Here is a 21,304-nt window from a genome sequence, read left to right on the forward strand (position 1 = left end):
GTCCCCACACGGTCGCACTGCCGCCCGTACCGCTGCTCGTACCGCCACCCGCACCGTTTGCCCGCACTGCCACCCGCACCGACCGCGTCTCGATCCAGGATCCGAGGGAGGCCCGCATGGCCTGGACCACGACCGACATACCCGATCAGCGGGGCAGGACCGCGCTGATCACCGGGGCCACCGGAGGCATCGGGTTCGAGACCGCCCGAGCCCTGGCCGCGAAGGGCGCCCGGGTGGTGCTCGCCTGCCGGGACACCGGGCGCGGGCGGGCGGCGGCGGCGCGGATCGGCGGGCACGCGGAGGTGCTGCGCATCGATCTGACCTCGCTGGCCTCCGTACGGAAGGCGGCGGCGGAGGTCCATCACCGTTACGACCGTCTGGACCTGCTCATCAACAACGCCGGGGTCATGTTCCCCCCGTACGCGCGCACGGAGGACGGCTTCGAGCCGCACTTCGGTGTCAACCACCTCGGGCACTTCGCGCTCACCGGTCTGCTGCTCGATCTCGTCGAGGAGGCGCCGGGAGCCCGGGTGGTCACGGTGGCGAGCCTCACCCACCGCTTGGTGCGCAAGGGCGGTCGGGACGAACGGCCGGGGTCGGGGTCGGAACGTGAGCGGCCGGGGAGGCCTGGGGCGACAACGGCCTACGCGCGGTCGAAGCTGGCCAATCTGCTGTTCACCCGCGAACTGCAGCGGCGTCTGGCCGGGGCCGGTTCCCGGGCCGTCGCGCTGGCCGCCCATCCCGGGGTCTCGGCCACCGGGCTGTGGGGCGACGTCCCCGGATGGCTGCGGCCGGTGAGCACGGTTCTGCTCAGGGCGATGTCCCATCCGCCCGCCGCCGCGGCGCTGCCCGTACTGCGGGCCGCCACGGATCCCCGCGCCCGGGCCGGCGCGTATCTGGGGCCGGACGGGTTGGCGGGATGCCGGGGCGCGCCGGGGCCGGCCGGGTCCAGCAGGCTGTCGCGGGACACGGTCGAACAGCGTCGGCTCTGGTCGCTCTCGGAGGAACTGACCGGCGTGCGGTACGGGCGTCCGGAGCCGGGACTGGAACCAGGACCGGGACTGGAGTCGGGAACGCGACCGGAGTCAGGGCCGGGACCGGAGTCGGGGCCGGGACCGCGCCCGGTCGCGGGTCGGGCCGGAGCGGCCCGATGAGCACGGGCGGGCACCGGGGCGCGGGACCCTCGAAGGGACTCGCCGGTTGGTTCAGACGGTACCTCCAGGCGGTCGAGCCGCTGCCGGAAGCCGGTGGGGCCTCGGCCTCGTACGCGACGGGTCGGAACCAAATGGCGGCCCCTCTCCCCGAAACCGTCCCTCTTCCCGAAACCGTCCCTCTTCCCGAGACCGTCCCTCTCGCCGGGACCGTCCCTCGCACCACGGCGGCCTCTCCCACCGAGACGGCCTCTCCCGCCCACACGGCTGCTCCCGTCGGGGCGGCTGCTTCCCACGAGACGGCTGCTCATCCCGAGGGCGCTGCTCATCCCGAGGGCGCTGCGGCTCGTGTGCCCGAAGCCGCTGTGTCCCCCTCCCCCGGGACCGTTCCGCCGCCGCCCGGGAACGGCCGGGCCCCGACCTGAACGCCCAACGCCCCCTTGGGACGGCGCCCCGTCAGGAAGGCTTTCCATGAAGACCAGCCAGGCAAGGCGACTGCTCGTCGAGGAGAACGAACCGCGCGCGCCGCGTGACGCGGAGGCCGCCGACCTCGTGCGGCGCCTCTTCGACCCGGCCGTCCGCGCGGACCCGTATCCCCTGTTCGCGCGCATCCGTGACCTCGGTCCGATGTGGACCGACGACGGCGTGGTGGTGTTCTCCTCGTACGAGCACTGCGCGGCGGTGCTGCGGTCCGCTACGGCGGTGCCCGCGGCGACGGCGGGCGGCGCGCCCGGTTGCCCGTGGGGTCACGGCTCGTTGCTCGCACGGGTCGGATCGGGTGCGATCGACGGGCTCGGGTCCTGCGTCCGGGAACTGGTCGACGATCTGCTGGACTCGGTCGCGGTGCGCGGACGCCGTCTGGAGGTCGTGACGGATCTGGCCTATCCCCTGCCGGTGGCCGTGTGCTGCCGCCTGTTCGGCATCAGCGACGTCGATCAGGTGTGGCTGCGCCGCCGGCTCATGCCCCTGTCCCGCATGTGGGAACCGCATCGCGCGCTGCTCGGCGCGGAACCGCCGGGCCGCGCGGATCAGCTCCGGGCGGAAGCCGAGCTGGACCGCTTCTTCGGCGAACTGGCTGCGCGCCGGGGCACGGACCTGGGCGACGGGCTGCTGGCGCCCCTCCTCTCGGGGCTGCCGGCCGGTGCGCGACCCGGCGCCGACGAGACGTGGGCGCTGTGCCGGAGCCTGCTGGTCACCGGGCAGGAGAGTACCGCCGACCTGATCTCGAACGGCGTTCTGGTGCTGCTGCGCGCTCCGCACGAACGGGAGGGCATCCGGCGGTCCCCGGACGCCGCCGGGGCCGTGGTCGAAGAGGTGCTCCGCACGGATCCGCCCTGTCAGGTGCTCCAGCGGACGGCCCTGGACGACCTGGACGTCTGCGGCGTCCGCGTTCCGAAGGGGACGACGGTGGTGCTGCTGGTGGCCGCCGCGCACCGGGACCCGCGGTGGCGTCACGGCCCGGACGTGTTCGATCCCGGTTCCCCGTCGGACCACCTCGGGTTCGGGCTCGGTCCGCACGCGTGCGCCGGTGCTCCGCTGGCGCGGCTGTTGGCGTGTCACGCGCTCGTACGGTTCGCACAGCGCGTGGCGCGTCCGCGGTTCGCGACCGGGAGCCCGACCTATCGTCCGAACGTCGCGTTGCGCGGGCTGCGCGCCCTGTGGGTCGACGCCGACGGCTTCGGCGGTCGCGCGCTGCCGTGGACGCCGGGGCCCGCGCATGCCGGTACGCCTGCCGATCCGTACGGCGGTGCGTCCGGCGGTTCGTACGCGGGCGCGTCCGCCGATCCGTACGACGGCACGTCCGGCTCCGGCGGGCCGCCGGACGCGTCGCCGGATGTACCGGTGGAGGGGCCGCCGGGCGGAGAGTTCGGCCACGCCGGTCGGCGGGCCGAGTCGTACCGCCCGCCCCAGCACGACGCGCCCCTCTGACGCGACTTCCGGATTGCTCGACCTGGGCCTTCACTTCTTCGGCCTTGCTCTGCCTCTTCCCGCACGTCCCGCACGTCCCGCACATTCATTGCGCGTCCTGCATATCCCGCATGTCCCGCACCGCTCTCGTGGTCCTCGCGTCCCTTGCGCCCCTCGCGGTCCTCGCGTTCCTCGCGCGCTTCGCGGTCCTCGCTGCTCGGCCTCGCACGCTCTCGTCCGCCACGCAACTCCGAGATTGCTCCGTCGCGACCACCGCTTCTTCCGGATTGCGGTGTTCGTGTTCGCCTCTTCCTCTTCCTGGCCCTCTCCCTCTCGTGATCTCCTCTTCGGAAGGAATCCCTCATGCGCTCGGTCCTGGAAAGAACGCAGCCGACGGCCGACCCGGTGCTCTCCGACCGCGGCGGCTCGATGTTCGTCAACGGCGTCTTCCCGAAGCGCCGCGCCCTGGTCATCGGGCTCGCCGCGTTGTTCGGGTTCGCGCTGACCGTGGTGTGGTCCTACGAGTTCGTCGACCAGACCATCGGCGCGAACGTCGCCGGAACCCTGCTGGGACATGACGCGGCCACCGCTTCGCTGGCCGGTTCCTTTCTCGGTGTCGCCTTCGCGCTGGCGACCGGTGTCGGCGGCACGTTCACCGCATGCAACGTGGCGGTGTTCAGCGCCATGGCCCCGCTCGCGGGCCGGATCGACTCCCGGCGGACCCGTCTGAGGCGGCTCGTCAAGCCGCTCGGCCTTCTCGCGGCGGGCTCCGTCGCCGTCTCCGCCGCGTACGGCGTCGTCGTGGCCCTGGTCGGTACGAGCATGCCGCAGTTCCAGCTCGGGTCGTCGCGCGGGCACGGCGGCTTCTCGCCCAGCATCGTTCAGGCCATGATCACCTTCGGGGTCATCGGCGCGGTGATGGTCTACCTCGGGCTGGCCTCGCTCGGCCTGGTCCGGGATCCGCTGGCCCGGCTGGCCGCCCGTTTCCCGAACGCGCCGCTCGTCGTCATGGGCGTCCTCCTCGGCGGCTTCCTCGTCGGACGGCCCTACCCGCTCTTCCGACGGCTCTTCCACGACGCTGCGGAGAGCGGCAACGTCCTGTACGGGGCGTCGGCCTTCGCCCTGCAGGCGGTCGGCAATCTGGTGATCATGAGCGTGCTGTTCGTCCTGCTGACGCTGCTGGCCGGGCGCCGGCTGGGCGCCTGGCTCACGGCTCGCCCGAGCCGTGCCTCCGCCGCCGTCGCCGCAGCGTTCATCGGGGCGGGCGTCTTCATGGTCCTGTACTGGGACGTGCGCATGCTGGCGACCCGGGACCTCATCTGGTACCCGCTCGCTCCTTGGGCGTAGCACACCTCAGGCGTAGCACACCTCGGGCAGAACACGCTTCGGGCAGCACACGCCGAACCCCCGTGCGCGCGGGGGTTCGGCGAGGTGAGTAATGGGCGATCCGCCGGCTGGTCGCCCCGCCCGTCGGGCCGTCGCCCGCCTCCGTCCGCCGCCCGGGCGCGGTCTCCCGCGCGGAGACGCTCTTCTTCTCCGGCCCCGGCGCGGTCCCCCGCCCCGGCACGCCTTCAATCTCCCGCCCCGGCACACCCCGGAGCCTATCCGGCCGCGCGCCGGTCGAAGGCCTTGCCGCCCGGGTACGAGACGAGCTCGAACTGCATGCCCCAGGGGGCGAGGAAATAGACCCAGCGCTGGCCCTCGCTGGGGCCCCTGCTGGTCGTCGGCTCGCCGAGGACGCGAACCCCGTGGCTCCGGAGATGGGCGACGGCTGCGTCGAGATCGTCGACGTACAGGGCGACGTGGTGGCCGCCGATGTCGCTGTTCCTCGGCGGGGCCGTCTTCTGGTCGGGGGCGGCGTACTCGAAGACCTCGAAAACGGCCTGCCCGCCGCACCGGAAGAAGTGCAGCTGCCGCATGACCGCACGCGGATGGACACCGAGGTGGTCCGCCATCCACTCCCCTTCGTCATCGCGGTACGGGCCGAGCGAGTACAGGTACTCGCAGCCGAGCACATCGACCAGGAACACCTTGGCCTCGTCGAGGTCGGGGACCGTGAACCCGATGTGGTCGACGCCTCTCACGCCCGGCAGTCCGCCGCTCATCGCGCCCCTCCTCAAGAAGACATGGAAAACGTGGGAAAAACCGAATCATGGATCCCAAAACCATAGGCATGTCCGTGGAGTCCCGTCCAGTGCCGATTTGAACCTGGATTTTGGATCCATCTCTGTGCCGGGGTGATCCGACTACAAACGATTGCAGGAGTGGCCATGCCTCAGATGAACCGGCTTGAACCCGATGCACCGTGGGTCGAAGTGGTCGCCACCGGCGCCGACTGGGACAAGGCCGATCCGGCCCTGCTCAGGGCGATGCTGAGTCAGCTCGTCCTCATCCGGGCCTTCGAGGAGTACGTCCTCGACCTCTCGAAGGCTGGGCTGATCCACGGCCCGGCGCACTCCAGCATCGGACAGGAGGCCGCCGCGCTCACCGAGATCACGGGGACCGACCGACATAGCACACCTCATGAACATGCCCGAAGGTAGTGGAGGGCGGGACCTTCACCGTGACCAACCTCGGGATGTTCGGCGCCGAGGAGTTCGCGGCGATCGTCAACCCTCCTCAGTCCGCGATCCTCGCCGTCGGCGCGGCACGCCCGGAACCGGTCGTCGACGACGGGGTGCCGGTGGTCGGCACGGTGATGCGGGTGGTGCTCTCCGTGGACCACCGGCCGGTCGACGGGGTGGTCGCGGCCGAGTCGATGAGAGAGCTCACCGCACTGGTCGAGAACCCCCTGCGGATCCTGGCCTGACCGCCTCCCGCCGCGACCGACCGCCGGAAGCCGCCCCGGTGGCGGGCGGTGCTCGGGCCGGTCGGCGCGTGGCCCCGGCCGGTCAGTACGAGTGCGGCACCGTCCCGAGGCCGCTCTCCGTGAGACCGCCCTGGACCGGCCGTACGGAGGGGAAGGCGTTCGCGGAAGGGATGGCCGGGTCCTGGGCGATCGCCGTGCACAGATCCACCGCCTCGTCCAGGACGTCCAGCACGTCAGCGCCGAGGGAATCGCCCCCGTGGCCGCTGCCTCCGGTGCCTCCACAGTCGCCACTGCCACCACCACTGCCGGCGCCGTCTGCGTCGCCTCCGCTCCGGATACTGTCACCGCCGCCGAGGAACGGCAGCAGCGCGGCGAGTGCGCGGGCGAAGTGACCGCCGTTCTCCTGGGTCATGGCGACGGACCCTTCCCACAGGGCGTTGCGCACGCTGATGGCAGTCAGGGTGCCATGCGCCACGGCGGAGATGGTGAGGATGCCCGCGACCCGGCGTTCGAGGCCGGTGGGCGTCCACTGGCCCGAGCACAGGTCGTAGGAGAGCGCGGTGACGTGCGCCCGCGCGAGGCGCAGGTCCGAGCGTGACGTGACGGACGTGGACACGGACGGAGACAGGAACGAGGTCATGATCGGTCGGTCCTCCGTGACGGGGCGGACAAGGCGGCTGTACGGACGAGGTGACTGCGCGGGTGAGACGTCTGTGCGGACGCGAGACGGCGGGGCGGACGCCAGGCGGCGGGGCGGACGGGAGACGGCGCGGCGGACGGGACAGTGGCGTTGCGGACGGGCGCTGCTCCGGTGCGGGGCGGGCGCGTCGTGCTCGTATCGAAGCGGCACGAGCCCATACAAGAGCGGGCCAATCGGCGCCGCAAGCCGAGTTGGCTAAGTATGGGCAGGTGGGCGGCGTCGATGCGGTTCGCTCAACTCGGCGTGGACCGTGCCCCGTTCCGCCCGGCAGGGTCGTATGAGCCCGTCCTCGTCCGGGGCCGCGCCCTGGTGCGGGGCCCATCCACGCTCAAGGAGCCGGACGTTGACCGTTCCCGAGACCGCGCCACCGCCCGTCGTCGTGGACGGGGAGAGCCTGACCGTCGAGGCAGTTCAGCGGGTCGCGGTGGGTGGCACGCAGGTGCATGTGCCGCCTCGCTGCCTGATCGTGGCCCGGCTGGGGCGCACCCCGCAGGCCGCGGGAGACCTTGTGTCCGGTGGTCCGGCCGGGCCGGAGACCGCGCTGGCGCAGGAGAACCTCGTACGCAGCCACAGCGCGGGCGTCGGCCGGCTGTTCGCCGAGGACGAGGTGCGGGCCATGATGGTGGCCCGGCTCAACCTGCTGGCCAAGGGGCACGACCCGGTGCGCACCGAGGTGCTGGGGCGTCTGGTGCACTATCTGAACCTGAAGGTGACTCCGGCCGTCCCGCAGACCGGTTCGTCCGGGACGCTCGGTGATCTGACCCCGTTGGCGCACATCGCGGAGACGTTGATCGGCGAGGGGTCGGTCCTGCACGACGGGCGTCCCAGCGACACCCGTACGGTGCTGGGGCGGCGGGGCCTGGGCCCGTTCGGGCTGCGGGGGCGGGAGGCGCTCACCCTGATGAGCGGGAACGCGGCTACCGTCGGACTCGGCTGCCTGGTGGTGCACCGGGCGCTGGACCAGGTGCGGCACGCCGAGGTGGTCTCGGCCCTGCTGCTGGAGGCGTTCGGCGGGCTCGACGACGCGCCGGTGCGCGGCGAGGACGCGGGCGGCGCGCACCGGGGCACGGCGGACTGCGCGTCGAACCTCCGCGATCTGCTGCGCGGGCGCACCCCGCTGCTGGGCGAGCGCCCGGACCGCTCCCCCGCGGTCCGTTCGGTGGCCCAGGTGCTCGGCCCCGTGCGGAACACACTGCGGTACGTCGCGGGTGCGCTGGAGGCCGAGTTGAACGCGGGCGACGGGGACGTACTGCTGCGCGGCGAGGACGGGACCGTGCACGGTGACGGGCTGCCCGGCCACTCTGCGGCCTTCGTACTGGACTTCGCCACCATCGCGCTCACCCAGCTCGGAATCCTGGCCGAGCGGCAGTTGGCGCGGCTGCTGTCGGGGGTGCCGCGCTACGGTCTGCCGCCGTCCCTGGTGGCCGCCGATCCGGCGCTGAACAGCGGTTTCGCGGGACTGCGGCACACGGCCGCCGCGCTGGTCGGGGAGAACCGGGCGCTCGCCCCGGTCAGCACCCGCTCCGCCGCCGCCGACCATCCGGAGGGCCCGGCCGCGGCCGGGCTGCCGGCGGCGCGCGCCACCCGCAAGGCGTTGGACAACAACGACCGAATCCTCGCGATGGTGTTCCTCGCCGCGGCGCAGGCCGTCGACCTCGGACGTCGTTACGACGGCATGGCCCCGGCCACGCGGGCGGCGTACGACGCGCTGCGGTCGCTGGTGCCCGCGCTCGGCGTCGACCGGCACATGGCCGGGGACACGGAGCTGGTGGCGGCCGCCCTGTCGTCGGAACACCTGCTCGGCGCGCTCGCCCGTTACGCACGGATCACACTGCGCTGACGGGCGGGCGCGCGGGCACGGAGCCCTCGGCATGGATCGGCCCTCGACGTGCCAGGCCGACGGGCGGGCGCGCGGGCATGGGCCCGCCTGCCCGTCCGCTCGTCCGCCCGCTCGGGCACATGGGCGTGTGGGCGGGCAGCACTCCGCCGCCCCCTCCCCGAGCGGCTGAGAGGGGGTGGGAGCGGCGGTTGAGGGGGCGGGGAGGCGGGGGCAGGGTTGAGGGCGGCCTCAGTCGTCCGTCGCCGTGTGCCGGGCCACGTCTCCGGCGAACAGCCCGGTCGGGTCGAGCCGGGAGCGTACGCGCGCCACCGCCGCCGCGGTCGCACGGTCGAGGTGCGACTGGGGGCGGCGGCCGCTCTCCACCAGCGACGGGATCGTACGGCCCGTGTCCCACGGGGCGAGCGCCTCGCGCACCACGGTGCAGTGGTGTTCCAGCGCTTCGACGGTGACGGGGCCGAACGGCGGCCCCGAGCCCATGTACGCGTAGTCCGCCTCGACCTGGCCGAGGGCCCCGCCGCGCGGGTGCGCCTCGGCGAACGCGCCGCCGAGCTGGCGCAGGGTGGCGACGGCGAACGGGGAGCCGGAGCCCGGCCCGACGGCCCGCAGGAAGGCGTCCGTACCGTCGTCACCGAGTTCGCGCAGCAGATGGTGATCGCCGATGAACGGGACGGGCTCCTCCGGATCCATGTGCGCGGACAGCACGCCCACGGGGTCGGTGAGCGCCCAGGTGTCCATGAGAACGGGGGCGATCTCCCTCAGCGGGCCGAGGAGTTGGTCCGCCTGTTCGACCGCCGCGGGCACGTCCTCCTCGGTGGCGGCGAGCACGGCGCCGTCGACGCACAGCACCGGGCCGGCCGCCAGTTCCGGGGGCACGCCGGGCACCGGGGGCAGGTTCATGATGCGCAGGGTGGTGGTCGCCTCGCGCGGGGCCCGGTGGGCCCAGGCCCGCCACGCGTCGAGCAGCGGACGGGCCTGCGCGGCCGACCAGTAGGCGCCCCCGGTGACGACCTTCGCCACCGGGAAGAGGTCGATCTCCACGGCGGTGACGATGCCGAAGCCGCCCCCGCCGCCGCGCAGCGCCCACAGCAGTTCGGCGTCGCCGGACGCGTCGGCGCGGGTCACATCGCCGTCGGCGGTGACGAGTTCGACCGCCCGCACGCTGTTGGCGGCCAGGCCGGTGCACCGCCCGTAGAAGCTGACGCCGCCGCCCAGCAGATAGCCGACGACGCCGACGCCGGGAGTGGAGCCGTGTGGCGCCGCCAGTCCGTGCGGCGCCGCCGCCCTGGCGACCTCGCCCCAGGTGGTGCCCGCCGGGATCCGTGCCGTCCGGCGCACGGGGTCGACCTCGACCTCGCCGGTCAGCCGGGTGCGTATCAGCAGGGCGCCGTCCATCGGGCGGGTGGCGCTGGAGGTGTGGCCCGTGGTGTGGACCCGTACGCCCGTGCCGTCCGCGCGGGCCCGGGCCAGGGCCAGCCGGACGTCCTCGACGCTGCGGGCGGTGACGGCTGCCGCGGGACACGCCGGGGCGGCGAGGTTGAAGACGCGCGTGGCCTCGACGTACGCGGGGCTGCCGGGGAGTCCGACGGCGAGGTCCTGGGCCGGTGGTGGTGTCATGTCTGGGTGGGTCCTCTCCGAAGTCCGGGAGCGGGCGGATGCGAGTGCGGGCCGGCGGGGGGGGCGGGTTCCCGATCGGGCGCTATGCCGCCCGTACCGCGTTGAGGAAGACGAAGGTGCCGGGTCCGCTGTCCTCCACCACGGTCAGTCCGGCGTCCGCCAGCCACTTCCTGAGCTCGTCGGCGTCGAAGAGTTGCAGCCCGCCCTGGTGCTGCGGGAAGCGGTGGGCGCTCTGGAAGTAGCCGTAGACCGGGTCGTCGGAGCGGCGGAAGGTCATGAGGGTGAAGGTACCGCCGGGCCGCAGGCAGCGGGCGACTTCCGCGATGGCCGCCGCGGCGTCGTGGTAGAAGGCCTGCAGGGCGTTCCAGCACACGACGGCCCCCAGCGAGGCGTCGGCGAAGGGAAGTCCGGCGGCGCCCGCGAGCACGGAGGGAACCCCCGGCAGCCGGCCGCGCAGCACGTTGAGCATGGGCAGCGCGCTGTCGAGCGCGATGAGACGGTCGGCGCCGACGGTCTCGGCGATGACGGCGGTCCAGCGTCCGGCACCGGCCCCCAGGTCGAGAACGGGACCGTCGACGGGCCGGACGTGCTCGGCGATGTAACGGTCCTCGTCGTCCGGGGTGACGGCGCCGCCCCAGTTCGAGCCCGAGACGCGGAGGAAGGCGGGTCGGGCCACCGCCTCGTAGAACAGGCCCATGCTGGGGACCCGGGAGAGCTTCTCCAGGAAGTCGGCGCCGACGTCGGTGCCGGTGCCGTCGTTCCCGGTGCCGACGACGGGCGCCGTCAGGTCGAGGATTCCGGCGGCGACGGGGTAGCGCGCGCCGCACCCGTCGCAGCGGGCGCTGTCGGCTCCGGAATCGCCGCCGACCCCGGCACTCCCCTTGCCCTCAGCACCTCCAGCACCCCCAGAACCCCCAGAACCCCCAGCATCACCACTGCCTCCGCTGCCACCGGTGTCGAGGCGGCCGGTGCAGGCGGGGCAGCGCAGTGCGTCCTCGTGCGGGGTGAACAGGCCGGCGGTGGTGGGCGCGGCCCGCCCGCCCCGGTCCTCGGGAACACCGGCGGCGGGAAGGTTGACCGGGTCGCCGTTGCACACCGCCCAGTACGCCCGCGCCCCGGCGCAGCCGTAGACCGTGCGGGTGTCGTTGTCCCAGTTCGCGACGATCTGCTGCGGGCTGAGGGCCGTGATCCAGGACCGGTCGAAGGCACGCTCGTCCTCGTTCAGGGTCCACGCCGAGGGCGACGGCCACACCCGGCCGAGGTCGGGGTCGTCGGGGTCGAGCAGGCTCACGCCCCGGTCGAGCCGGGAGAGGTCCTCCGGTTCCAGTCCGAGACCGGAGACGGCGCCGAGGACGTCGTCACGCCGGTGGGGGAAGTGGGCCAGCAGATACACGAGCGCGAGGACGAGCGGGCGGCCGGCGCCCGGAGCACGGACGAGTCTCAGATACAGGTCGAGGTGGGAGCCCACCGCGGTCGCCAACGGGCCGTCCAGTTCCGGGTATTCGCTCTCGGCGAGCAGTCCCAGCAGGATCGCCAGATGCCCCTGCCGCTCCTCGCCGCTGTCGGCGAGCGCGCCCACCAGGGCCGGTACGGCGGGCAGCGCCGCGTCGGCGGCCCTGCCGTCCGACCACAGGGCGTCCACCAGCGCGCGGAACCGTGCGTCGCGCTCGTCGTGCGGCGCGGCGACGAAGTCGTCGACGAGTGCGACTGCCGTCGGGTGGGCGGTGGAAGCGTTCATGTGCGCGTCCTTTCCGGGAGGTGCGGGGTGTGCCGGCTCGGTCGGCCGGGCGGCCGTGGGGTCGCGCACCGTTCGCCGCGTGAGCGCTGCCGCGTGTGCTCTGCCGCATGAACGCTGACCGCGACGGCCGGGCCCGCCTCGTGTGGATGCTTCCAGTGCGCCGAGGGGGTCGCATCTTCTGAACTGCCTTGTGCGGGGCTGTGCTTGTCGGCGCGGAGCCGCCGATCCACCGCAGCCTCCACCCCCTCACAGCCATCGGCCCCTCACAACCGCCGGTTCCTCACAACCCTCGGCCCCTCACAACCGCTGGCCCCTCACAACCGCCGGCGATGGCGACCGCCGATCCGCGTCCACACCGCCCCGCCTCGCACCGCCCCATGAGCACGGCACTGCCCCGCGCCACCCCGCACCGACCACGCTTGAGAAACAGCCGTACGCCGCAATCCTCAAGATGCGGCGTCTTCTCGCCACGTCGGACGATACGGCGGGGCGCACCCCGGATGTTCCCGGTCGCCCCCCCCGGTCGCACCCGGACGCGTGTCCGGCTGCGCCCGGACGCCGTCCACCCCGGTGCGCCCCGCCCCGCCCTGCCACGCCACGCCCCGTCCCGCCCTCGACGACCACGGTCTGGATTCCGGAGCCCTCATGCATCCCTTCCGCATCGCCATCCCGCAGGACCAGCTCGACGACCTGCACCGCAGGATCGACGCCACCCGCTGGCCGGACGAACTGCCCGAGGTCGGCTGGAGCCGCGGGGTCCCCGTGGGCTACCTCAAGGAGCTCGCCGCGTACTGGCGCGACTCCTTCGACTGGCGTGCGGCGGAGGCCGCGCTGAACGCGTACCCGCAGTTCGTCGACGAGATCGACGGAGCCACGGTCCACTTCCTGCACGTGCGCTCCCCCGAGCCGGACGCCACACCGCTGCTGCTGACCCACGGCTGGCCCGGATCGGTGGTCGAATTCCTCGACGTGATCGGCCCGTTGACCGACCCTCGCGCCCACGGCGGGGACCCCTCCGAGGCGTTCCACCTGGTGATCCCGTCCATACCGGGTTACGGGTTCTCCACCCCGCTGCCGGAGGCGGGCTGGGACACCACGCGGATCGCGCGGGCCTGGGCGGAGCTGATGCGGCGGCTCGGCTACGATCGGTACATCGCGCAGGGCGGGGACGCCGGCGCGGTCATCTCCCTGGCCCTGGGCAGGACCGACCCGGAGCACGTATGGGGCGTGCATGTGAACATGCTGATGACGTTCCCCTCCGGCGACCCGGCGGAGATGGAGGGGCTGGACGGGACGGACCTGGCCAGGCTGGGCAAGCTGTCCCGCTTCGACGCGGAGCTGTCCGGCTACATGAAGGTGCAGGCGACCAGGCCGCAGACCCTCGCGTACGGCCTCAACGACTCGCCGGTCGGTCAACTCGCCTGGATCGTCGAGAAGTTCGCGGAGTGGACCGACTCACGAACGCTGCCCGACGAGGCCGTCGACCGGGACCGGCTGCTGACCATCGTGTCGATCTACTGGCTGACGGCCACCGCCGGCTCGTCCGCGCAGTACTACTACGAGGGCGCCGAGGAGGTGCGGCAGGCCGCGACCGGGGCCGTGCCGCCGCCGCTGACGGTGCCGGTCGGGGTGGCGGTCTTCCCGCACGACATCTTCGTACCGATCCGGCGCTTCGCGGACCGCGACCTGCCGACGCTCACACACTGGACGGAGTTCGAGCGCGGGGGCCACTTCGCCGCCCTGGAGCAGCCGTCGGCGCTGGTCGGGGACATCCGCGAGTTCACCCGGTCGCTGGCCTCCGCGACCGCCTCCGCGACGACGCCGACGCCGACGAAAGCAACGCCGACGGCGGCGACGACGGCCGCGTAGCGCATCGGCAGCCCCGCCCCAGGGACACAGAGAGATGAGGAATCGCATGAGCTCCCCGACCGTCATCGACGTATGGGTCGCCGACCTGACCTTCCCCGGCTATATGGACCGACTGCACAAGCTGGGAGCCGACTTCGAGAAGGCGCACCCCGAGTACCGGATCAACATCGAGGGCCGCGACTTCCGCACCATGTCGCGGGAGATCGCCCAGGCCGCCGACGAGGGCCGGCCGCCCGCCGTCGCCGAGTACTACTTCGCGGTGACGCAGGCCGCCCGGGACTCGCGGCGGGCCGACGGCAGCCCGCTGTTCACCTCGGTGGAGCGGGCCATCGCGGGCCGCGCGGAGATCCTCGGCGAGCCGGTCGTGACCGGCGACCTGCTCCCGGCCGTGCGCGAGTACTACTCGTACGACGGCGACCTCACCTCGATGCCCGCCGTGGTCACCACGATGCTCACCTACGGCAACGCCACCGTGCTCGACGCCGCGGGGGTGACGGAGCTGCCGGACACCTGGGAGGGCGTCGAGGCCGCCTGCGAGGCGGTCGCCGCCCTGCCCGACGGTCCGTCGCACGGGGTCACCTGGGCCAACCACGGCCTGTTCTTCCAGGAGGCCCTGGCCGTGCAGGGCGGGGAACTCGCCGACCACGACAACGGCCGCTCCGGGCGCGCCACCCGTCTGGACCTCGCCTCGGCGGAGATGCTGACCTGGGTGCGCTGGTGGCAGAGCCTGCACGGGAAGGGCCACTACCTGTACACGGGCAAGATCCCGGACTGGGAGGGGAACCTGAAGGCGTTCGCCGACCAGGACGTGGCACTGCGCATCACCTCGTCCAACGACCTCAACTACATGGCGACGGCGGCGGAGAACGCCGGTTTCGAGATGAGCGTCGGGCGTTTCCCGCACCGCGAGGGCGAGGCGTTCGGCGGCAACATCATCGCGGGCACCTCGCTGTGGCTGGCCGACGGCCTGGACCGGGTGACCCAGGACGGCGCTCTGGCGTTCATGCAGTTCCTGAACAACCCGCGCAACGCCGCCGACCGGCACATCGCCAGCAGCTTCGTGCCGGTCACCTACGCCTCGTACCAACTGCTGGAGGAGGAGGGCTGGTTCGAGAAGTACCCGTACCACCGGCTGGCCAGCGAGCAGCTCGACTCGCGGCCCGAGGGCCAGTCCGGGGGCGCGCCGCCGTGCCGGGGGGCGCTGTTCGGCGACTTCGCCGGGGCGCAGGACGTGATGACGCTGGCCATGGCCGATGTGCTGGTGGACGGCGCGGAGCCGGCCGAGCGGTTCGCCCGGGCCACCGCCGACGCGCAGACGCTGCTGGACGCGTACGAGAAGGACCGCGTCGAGGCCGGAGTGCGCAGCCCGCAGAGCCTGCGGGTGGAGTACTTCACCGGCGCGGAGGCGTACTCGGGGGCGGCCCTGGAGAACGCGGTGGGACGGCCGTCGCGGTAGCGCGGACGCGAAGCGGCCTCGGGCCCGGACGCGGACACAACGGAGTCCGTGCCCGGGTCCGGGGCGTGAGCGGAAGACGTGCCCGGAGCCGGGGCGTCGGCGGGAGATGTGCCCGGGGCCGGGGCCGTGAGCGGAAGACGTGCCCGGAGCCGGGGCGTCGGCGGGACAATTACGCGGGCGCCGTGGCATCAGCGGGACACATGCGCGGGCGCCGCGGCGGACCGGCCCCTCCCCCGGCAGTGGCGACCGCCGCCCCCGACGACAACCCCCCGGTCGTGCGGACGGACCTACGCGCCGTGAGGCTCACGGGCGGTGCCGACGGGCCAGGAAACCGCCTCAGCGCTGCGCGCCCGACCCAACGATGTGACCCACCGTCAGGATTCCAGGTCGGTCGAGGCGCGAACGACGAGCTGAGGACTGAACCGCTCGACCCGCTCGGTCCGTTCGCGGGCGGGCGCCTGAAGCAGGGTCAGCGCGCGCTCGGCCATGGCGGACAACGGGTGGCGGATGGACGTGATCGGCGGGTCGAGGAGTTCGAGTATCTCGGTGTCGTCGAACCCGGTGACGGCGATCTGCCCGGGCACGGCGACCGATGAACGGTGCAGCGTGCTCACGAGCCCGACAGCGAGGACGTCGGCTCCGCAGACGACCGCGTCGACCTGGTCGCGCTGCTCGATGATGCGGCGCCCCGCCGTGCGGCCGGCGTCGGTGGTGAAGCTGGGCAGCAGGATGGTGGTGGCGTCGGGCCCCTGCGCCTTGGTGAAGGCCGCGAGCCGTTCGGCGCCCGAGGAAGAGGCCTGATCGGCGGCGACGAGAGCGATCCGGCGCCGTCCGATGCCTTCCAGGTGATCGACGAGGAGCTGGACCGCGGACGCGTTGTCGAGGGTGACGGCGACGGTGCCGGACCCTTTGGCCCATCGGTCGAAGAGGACGACCGGACGACGTCTGGCGGCATTGCGGATGGCGGGTCCGGACGCGGTGGCCGATACGGGGACGACGAACAGTCCGTCCACTCGGCCGTCGAGCAGGGTGTCGATCTGCTCGGCCTCGATCGCGGTGTCGTTCGCCGCGTCGGAGACCACGTGCGTGCCGCCGGCGGCGCGCACATGCTGCGCGATGGCATCGGCGAGTTGGACGAAATAGGGGTTGGCGAGGGTGGGGACGATGATGCCGATGGCACCGGTGGTGCCGGTGCGCAGTGCCCGGGCGGTGTGGTTGGCCTGGTAGCCGAGCCGGTGCGCGGCCTCTTCGACGCGGCGCGCGAGCTCGGGATCGACGTTGCGCGGTGTGCCCGCGAGGACACGTGATGCCGTCGCGCGGGATACGCCGGCGGCCTCGGCCACGTCGAGGAGTCGGGGCGCTGTCACGTGAGTGTCCTTCTCGGTCGGTGGGTGGATGCGCCAACAAACTGCGTTGAGCAGATTACTTGACGGCGCGTGAACGCTGGTACAACATGTCGGAAATCGATCTCCCAGGGAGTATCAATGTCGTCCATCACCGTCGTTGGTTCGGTGAACCGCGACTTCGTCCTGACCGTCGAGGACCTGCCGCGACCCGGCGAAACCGTGCTCGCACGGCGCTTCGTGGAGGGGGCCGGCGGCAAGGGCGCCAACCAGGCCGTCGCGGCCGCCCGCCTCGGATCGCGGGTGCGTCTCGTCGCCAGGGTCGGCGCGGACGCGGCCGCCATCCTCGACGCGCTCGCGTCCGAAGGCGTGGACGTCGATGCCGTGCGGTCGGACGAGCGGGCCACGACCGGAATCGCCGCGGTGGTCGTCGACGACGACGGCGAGAACACCATCGTGGTGAATCCGGGGGCCAACGCCGACCTCGGTGTGCAGGACCTGCCGTCCCGGCTCGTCCGGTCGGCGGGAGAGGTCGTCCTCCTCCAGAACGAGATCCCCTCCGACGTCGTCGACCTGGCGGTCCTGTGGGCCCGTGAACAGGGCGGGGTCGTCGTCCTCAACCCCGCCCCCGCCCGCCCGATCGACACGCGGGTACTGGCCGCCGTCGACGTCCTCGTCCCCAACCTCGGAGAACTCGCCTCGCTTCTCGGCGCCGCCCCGCCCACGGGCGTCGATGAGGCGCGAGGCCTGCTGGAGCGCGCCGCGCTCCCGTGCCGGGCCGTCGTTGTGACACTCGGCGCGGACGGGGCCATTCTGAAAGAGGCGCACAGCACGAGCATCACGCACATCCCCGCCCCGTTCGTGGACGCCGTCGACACCGTGGGCGCCGGCGACACCTTCTGCGGCGCCCTCGCGGACGCCCTCGCACGCGGCGCCACGCTTCCGGCCGCGGTCGAACGTGCCGTGCGCGCGGCGTCGCACGCCGTCACCGGCCTCGGTGCGCAGACCTCCATGCCCTACGCGGCCCAGCTCGACGTCCCCGCGGTCACCTCTGCTTCCTGACACACCACGAGTCACCCACCAGCACAACGGAGAACCACCCATGAGGAATCTCAAGCTCGGCGTGTTCGAGAACGCGCAGACCAATGCGAGTGGCACGGCCACCTGGCGCCACCCCGACAGCCGCCGGCATCTCTTCGACACTCTCGACTACTGGCGCGATCTCGCCGCGATCTGCGAGGACGCCAAGCTGGACTTCCTGTTCCTCGCCGACGCCTGGGGCTGGTCCGAGATCGACGGCGTGCGCCCGCCCATCGCCACGGAGGAGACCCTCGACCTCCCGCGGCTCGACCCGATGGTCGTGGCGTCCGCGCTCCTGTCCACGACGACCGACCTGGGTCTCGTCATGACGGGCTCCGTCCTCGTGGAACCGCCGTACGCGTTCGCCCGCCGCATGGCCACGCTCGACCAGCTCTCCGGTGGCCGGATCGGCTGGAACATCGTGACGACCGGCACGGCCGACACCGCGGTCAAGGCGTTCGGCATGGAGATGGTGGCGCACGACGAGCGCTATCAGATGGCCGAGGACTTCCTCGACCTCGTCTACAAGTACTGGGAGGGGGCCTGGGAGCCGGACGCGCTGGAGAAGGACAAGGACGGACGGTTCGCCGACCCCGCCAAGGTGCACCTCGTCACCCACAAGGGCCCGTTCTTCCGGTCCGAGGGGTACGGCAACACCGCGCGTTCCCCGCAGGGCACGCCCGTGCTGTTCCAGGCCGGGGCGTCGCCCGCCGGGCGCCGGGTCGGCGGCCGGCACGGCGAATGCATGTTCGTGGGGAGCGGCTCGGTCGAGCAGCTCGCCGGGCACACCGCCTCCATACGCGAGGAGGCGGTCAAGGCGGGTCGTCGGGCCGACGAGGTGAAGGTGATGTCGGCGTTCTCGTGTGTCGTCGGCGCCACGACGTCCGATGCGGAACGGCGCTATCAGCGAATCCTCGACGCCCAGCGGCCCGAGGTGACCGTCGCCAGCTACGCCATGTTCACCGGGCTCGACCTCTCGTCCTACGCGCCCGAGACGCCCATGACGGATCTCTCCACCGAGCTGTCGCAGACCCAGGTGGCCCGCTTCGCCGGCCAGACGGTCGGCGACGTCCTCGCCGACTGGCACACCCACGGCGTCGGAGCGCGGCCCGTCGTCGGCACGGCCGAGGAGATCGCCGACGAGATCTGCGCGCTCGCGGAAGGCGCCGACCTCGACGGATTCCTGCTGTCCCCGACGATCCAGCCGACCTCGACGACGGACTTCGTCGAGTCGGTCCTGCCGATCCTGCGGGCACGAGGAGCCTTCCGCGGGCAGTACGCGGAGGGCGAGAGCCTGCGCGAACGACTCACCGGAGCATCCGACCGCTCGCTGCCGGCCAGCCACCCCGCGGCCCAGTACAGACACTGAGAACAGAGATCGCGAGAGGATGTCGGAAGACCATGGCCACGTTTGCCCATAACCCGCCCGCGGGGGCATCCGCGCCGACGGAGCCGGACGCGGCAACGGAGCCGGACACGCCGGCGGAGCCGGACGCGGCAACGGAGCTGGACGCGGCGACGCTGCGACAGGCGTTCGGGGCCTACCCGACCGGTGTCGTCGCGATAAGCGCGCTGCGCGGGATGGAGCCGGTCGGGTTCGCGGCGAGCTCGTTCGTCTCGATCTCGCTCCAACCGCCCATGGCCGCCGTCAGCGTGGCCCGGACCTCGACCACCTGGCCACGCCTCACGACGGCGCCCGTTCTGGGACTGAGCGTGCTCAGCCGCGGTCAGGGCGCGCTGTGCCGGCGTCTGGCCTCCCGAGAGGTCAACCGCTTCGACGGCGTCGCGTGGAAGGCGACGCCCGAGGGCGCCGTTCTGATCGAGGACGCCGCGCTCTGGCTGACCGCCCGGGTGAGCGCGACCTACGACGGCGGCGATCACGAGATCGTGCTCATGGAGTTGAGGACGGCTGAACTGTTCTCCGGTGTGGAACCACTCGTCTTCCACACCAGCCAGTTCCGCGAACTCACCCCCCATGCGTGACACCCCGCCCATCCACGCACACCTCACAGGTGTGGTGGTGCACGGTGCCGGCCGAGGCCGCGGGCTCGGCTTTCCCACCGCGAACATCGCGGCCGATCCCGGCTCACGGATCCCACCGTCCGCGATCTACAGCGGCTGGGTCGTACGCCACTCGACCGGCACCGTCCACCGCGGAACGATCAGCATCGGGTCGAACCCGACCTTCTGCGACACCCCCGATGTACACATCGAGGTGTACTGCCACGACACCTCGGACGAGTTCTACGGAGAACGCGTCGGACTGCGGTTCGTGGCACGGATTCGAGACACGGTGAAGTTCGCTTCGCCCGACGACCTGGTGCGCGCCGCCCGGCAGGACGTCCTGCGGTCCGAGACGCTTCTCGACTCGGATCACGGGCGGCGCGTCCTCACCGACGCGCTCGCCGCGCACGGGAGCACCCTCTCCGCCTGAGGTATCTCACTCCGCACGCGTTCGGCGCGCGCTGCCGAACTCCATGCGTCATGCCCGGCCGGATCCGGGCCTGTCACTCACGCCCAGTCTTGTCCCGCACAAACAAAGGTGTTGGTAATGAGCGCATTCCAGTGGCTGAACGATCAATTCAGCTTCTTCGGCGTCTCCGTCTACTGGTCCGACTTCCTCGGCAACATCCTGGCGCTCGCAACCGTCTGGCTGGCATTGAGACGGCTGCTCATGGCCTGGCCAGTGCAGATCCTCGGGTCGGTCCTGCTGCTGATCGCGAGTCTGAACGTCCATCTCGGAGGCAACGCCGCCCGGCAGATTGTGATCATAGCATCGGCATCATGGGGCTGGGCGACGTGGCGGCGCAGCAGGGAGAAGGAAGGCACGATCAACGTCCGCTGGGCGTCGTGGCGGGAGCGCTCCGTGCTGATCGCCGTCATGGCCGCCGGGACGTTCGCGTTCGGCGCCCTGCTCAAGACGACCGACGCCTCGTTCTACCCGGGCGCCCCCTGGTGGATGGTCCTCGCCGACGCCTGGATCTTCGTCGGTTCGATCCTGGCGATGTACACCCAGGCCCGGCGGTACGTGGAGTTCTGGTTCGTCTGGCTGGCCGTCGACCTCGTCGGGGTGCCCCTCGCCATCCATTCCCAGCTGTACTTCTCCGGGATCGTCTACGCGATCTTCTTCGTCATGGTCGTCATGGGGATCCGCGACTGGGCGTCTCACAGCAAGGCCCAGGAGATCGCCTCGCCGATCGAGCCGGCCGTCGTGCTGGAGAGCCGGAACGACGCGTCACCGGCCACGGCGCCGTACGACCCCCGTCCTGAGACAGCGAGCGGATCCTGAGCCGTTGACCGACCGATGGTTACGGTCGCGGACGCGAATCGGCCGACGACGCCCGGCTGAGCGCCCCGCGCCTCGCTCGCCCTCCCTCGACAGCGGCTCACGTTGCCCGCCGGCCCAGTGCCCTGGCGGGCAACGTCCGGTTGTCCGGCCGACCACGACGGTGTCCTGGCGACCCCCGGCACCGGCTCCGACTCGCCCGCCCTCGTGGGTCACATGAGCGCAGACCATCCCAGCACCCGCCGACGGCCGAACACGCGCTCCTAAGGGCTGTCCCGTAATCCCTGGCGGGCGCGCGACGACGGCTGCGGCACCTCGCCGCGTTGCCGGAACGCCCACATACGTCCCGTATGCGGGCACCCCTCCGCCTTGCGATGCACCACATCCGACGCCGCGCGCTGATCCACCACGGATTACGGGACAGCCCTTAGACGGACCAGAGGCCGAATAACGAGCTCAGGACACTGCCGGCAGCATCCGCCGGTGACGGGACGGCCCTGGCCGCAGCGC

At 72.3% G+C, this 21,304-nt stretch carries 18 protein-coding genes; 13 read left to right on the forward strand and 5 right to left on the reverse strand.

The genetic code is table 11. The features are described from left to right. Positions 1 to 116 precede the first annotated feature (116 nt). The 3 genes from WA762_RS09845 (at position 117) to WA762_RS09855 (ending at position 4,406) form a co-directional block, all read left to right on the forward strand. Positions 117 to 1,154: an oxidoreductase gene (locus tag WA762_RS09845; RefSeq protein WP_335934860.1), complete on the forward strand. Its 1,038-nt coding sequence runs from the start codon at positions 117 to 119 to the stop codon at positions 1,152 to 1,154. A gap of 468 nt (positions 1,155 to 1,622) precedes the next feature. Further along, positions 1,623 to 3,080 carry a cytochrome P450 gene (locus WA762_RS09850; RefSeq protein ID WP_335934861.1) on the forward strand — a complete coding sequence of 486 codons (1,458 nt, stop codon included), beginning with the start codon at positions 1,623 to 1,625 and terminating at the stop codon, positions 3,078 to 3,080. A gap of 342 nt (positions 3,081 to 3,422) precedes the next feature. Further along, positions 3,423 to 4,406 (forward strand): hypothetical protein, encoded by a 984-nt coding sequence (locus tag WA762_RS09855; protein WP_335934863.1) that lies wholly within the window; start codon positions 3,423 to 3,425, stop codon positions 4,404 to 4,406. Between the two features lie 254 nt (positions 4,407 to 4,660). Here WA762_RS09855 and WA762_RS09860 read toward each other — a convergent pair whose 3' ends face one another. After that, positions 4,661 to 5,164 carry a VOC family protein gene (locus WA762_RS09860; RefSeq protein ID WP_335934865.1) on the reverse strand — a complete coding sequence of 168 codons (504 nt, stop codon included), beginning with the start codon at positions 5,162 to 5,164 and terminating at the stop codon, positions 4,661 to 4,663. Between the two features lie 165 nt (positions 5,165 to 5,329). Here WA762_RS09860 and WA762_RS09865 point away from each other — a divergent pair, with 165 nt between their 5' ends. Beyond that, positions 5,330 to 5,602, forward strand: a complete 273-nt coding sequence (locus WA762_RS09865; protein WP_335934868.1) for a hypothetical protein — start codon at positions 5,330 to 5,332, stop codon at positions 5,600 to 5,602. Next, a complete protein-coding gene (locus WA762_RS09870; RefSeq protein ID WP_443080554.1) occupies positions 5,602 to 5,868 on the forward strand; it encodes a 2-oxo acid dehydrogenase subunit E2 in 267 nt (88 codons plus the stop codon). Before WA762_RS09865 ends, WA762_RS09870 begins: the two co-directional genes overlap by 1 nt. 82 nt (positions 5,869 to 5,950) lie before the next feature. Here the strand turns inward: WA762_RS09870 and WA762_RS09875 are convergent, their stop codons facing one another. After that, positions 5,951 to 6,508: a hypothetical protein gene (locus WA762_RS09875; RefSeq protein ID WP_335934872.1), complete on the reverse strand. Its 558-nt coding sequence runs from the start codon at positions 6,506 to 6,508 to the stop codon at positions 5,951 to 5,953. A gap of 403 nt (positions 6,509 to 6,911) precedes the next feature. Between WA762_RS09875 and WA762_RS09880 the strand changes: the two genes are divergently transcribed. After that, positions 6,912 to 8,408 (forward strand): aromatic amino acid ammonia-lyase, encoded by a 1,497-nt coding sequence (locus WA762_RS09880; RefSeq protein ID WP_335934874.1) that lies wholly within the window; start codon positions 6,912 to 6,914, stop codon positions 8,406 to 8,408. Between the two features lie 228 nt (positions 8,409 to 8,636). Here the strand turns inward: WA762_RS09880 and WA762_RS09885 are convergent, their stop codons facing one another. Beyond that, positions 8,637 to 10,022, reverse strand: a complete 1,386-nt coding sequence (locus WA762_RS09885) for an FAD-binding oxidoreductase (protein WP_335934875.1) — start codon at positions 10,020 to 10,022, stop codon at positions 8,637 to 8,639. Between the two features lie 82 nt (positions 10,023 to 10,104). After that, a complete protein-coding gene (locus WA762_RS09890) occupies positions 10,105 to 11,760 on the reverse strand; it encodes a class I SAM-dependent methyltransferase (protein ID WP_335934877.1) in 1,656 nt (551 codons plus the stop codon). A 645-nt stretch (positions 11,761 to 12,405) separates the two neighbouring features. Here WA762_RS09890 and WA762_RS09895 point away from each other — a divergent pair. Next, a complete protein-coding gene (locus WA762_RS09895; protein ID WP_335934879.1) occupies positions 12,406 to 13,629 on the forward strand; it encodes an epoxide hydrolase family protein in 1,224 nt (407 codons plus the stop codon). 46 nt (positions 13,630 to 13,675) lie between these two features. After that, complete coding sequence (locus WA762_RS09900; protein WP_335934881.1) at positions 13,676 to 15,085, forward strand: extracellular solute-binding protein; 1,410 nt, start codon at positions 13,676 to 13,678, stop codon at positions 15,083 to 15,085. A gap of 374 nt (positions 15,086 to 15,459) precedes the next feature. Here WA762_RS09900 and WA762_RS09905 read toward each other — a convergent pair whose 3' ends face one another. Next, positions 15,460 to 16,452, reverse strand: coding sequence for a LacI family DNA-binding transcriptional regulator (locus WA762_RS09905; protein ID WP_335934882.1), 993 nt, complete (start codon positions 16,450 to 16,452; stop codon positions 15,460 to 15,462). Between the two features lie 117 nt (positions 16,453 to 16,569). On the opposite strand from WA762_RS09905, the gene WA762_RS09910 reads away from it, so the two are divergent. The 5 genes from WA762_RS09910 (at position 16,570) to WA762_RS09930 (ending at position 20,797) form a co-directional block, all read left to right on the forward strand. Further along, positions 16,570 to 17,490: a ribokinase gene (locus tag WA762_RS09910; RefSeq protein ID WP_335934883.1), complete on the forward strand. Its 921-nt coding sequence runs from the start codon at positions 16,570 to 16,572 to the stop codon at positions 17,488 to 17,490. A 40-nt stretch (positions 17,491 to 17,530) separates the two neighbouring features. Then, a complete protein-coding gene (locus WA762_RS09915) occupies positions 17,531 to 18,877 on the forward strand; it encodes an NtaA/DmoA family FMN-dependent monooxygenase (protein ID WP_335934885.1) in 1,347 nt (448 codons plus the stop codon). A gap of 32 nt (positions 18,878 to 18,909) precedes the next feature. Continuing rightward, complete coding sequence (locus WA762_RS09920; RefSeq protein WP_335934886.1) at positions 18,910 to 19,491, forward strand: flavin reductase family protein; 582 nt, start codon at positions 18,910 to 18,912, stop codon at positions 19,489 to 19,491. Then, on the forward strand, positions 19,484 to 19,942 hold the full coding sequence (locus WA762_RS09925) for a riboflavin kinase (RefSeq protein ID WP_335934887.1): 459 nt from the start codon (positions 19,484 to 19,486) through the stop codon (positions 19,940 to 19,942). The genes WA762_RS09920 and WA762_RS09925 overlap by 8 nt, the downstream gene beginning before the upstream one ends. Before the next feature lie 117 nt (positions 19,943 to 20,059). Continuing rightward, on the forward strand, positions 20,060 to 20,797 hold the full coding sequence (locus WA762_RS09930; RefSeq protein ID WP_335934888.1) for a nicotinamide mononucleotide transporter family protein: 738 nt from the start codon (positions 20,060 to 20,062) through the stop codon (positions 20,795 to 20,797). Positions 20,798 to 21,304 lie beyond the last annotated feature (507 nt).

The organism is Streptomyces tyrfis (assembly GCF_037034285.1).
In the GTDB taxonomy this organism is placed as follows: Bacteria; Actinomycetota; Actinomycetes; order Streptomycetales; family Streptomycetaceae; genus Streptomyces.

Coding starts and splice junctions, on each gene's coding strand:
- WA762_RS09875 (WP_335934872.1), bottom strand. CDS start 6,508: ATGACCTCGTTCCTGTCTCCGTCCGTGTCCACGTCCGTCACGTCACGC.
- WA762_RS09910 (WP_335934883.1), top strand. CDS start 16,570: ATGTCGTCCATCACCGTCGTTGGTTCGGTGAACCGCGACTTCGTCCTG.
- WA762_RS09860 (WP_335934865.1), bottom strand. CDS start 5,164: ATGAGCGGCGGACTGCCGGGCGTGAGAGGCGTCGACCACATCGGGTTC.
- WA762_RS09845 (WP_335934860.1), top strand. CDS start 117: ATGGCCTGGACCACGACCGACATACCCGATCAGCGGGGCAGGACCGCG.
- WA762_RS09885 (WP_335934875.1), bottom strand. CDS start 10,022: ATGACACCACCACCGGCCCAGGACCTCGCCGTCGGACTCCCCGGCAGC.
- WA762_RS09855 (WP_335934863.1), top strand. CDS start 3,423: ATGCGCTCGGTCCTGGAAAGAACGCAGCCGACGGCCGACCCGGTGCTC.
- WA762_RS09920 (WP_335934886.1), top strand. CDS start 18,910: ATGGCCACGTTTGCCCATAACCCGCCCGCGGGGGCATCCGCGCCGACG.
- WA762_RS09915 (WP_335934885.1), top strand. CDS start 17,531: ATGAGGAATCTCAAGCTCGGCGTGTTCGAGAACGCGCAGACCAATGCG.
- WA762_RS09925 (WP_335934887.1), top strand. CDS start 19,484: ATGCGTGACACCCCGCCCATCCACGCACACCTCACAGGTGTGGTGGTG.
- WA762_RS09850 (WP_335934861.1), top strand. CDS start 1,623: ATGAAGACCAGCCAGGCAAGGCGACTGCTCGTCGAGGAGAACGAACCG.
- WA762_RS09890 (WP_335934877.1), bottom strand. CDS start 11,760: ATGAACGCTTCCACCGCCCACCCGACGGCAGTCGCACTCGTCGACGAC.
- WA762_RS09895 (WP_335934879.1), top strand. CDS start 12,406: ATGCATCCCTTCCGCATCGCCATCCCGCAGGACCAGCTCGACGACCTG.
- WA762_RS09930 (WP_335934888.1), top strand. CDS start 20,060: ATGAGCGCATTCCAGTGGCTGAACGATCAATTCAGCTTCTTCGGCGTC.
- WA762_RS09900 (WP_335934881.1), top strand. CDS start 13,676: ATGAGCTCCCCGACCGTCATCGACGTATGGGTCGCCGACCTGACCTTC.
- WA762_RS09865 (WP_335934868.1), top strand. CDS start 5,330: ATGCCTCAGATGAACCGGCTTGAACCCGATGCACCGTGGGTCGAAGTG.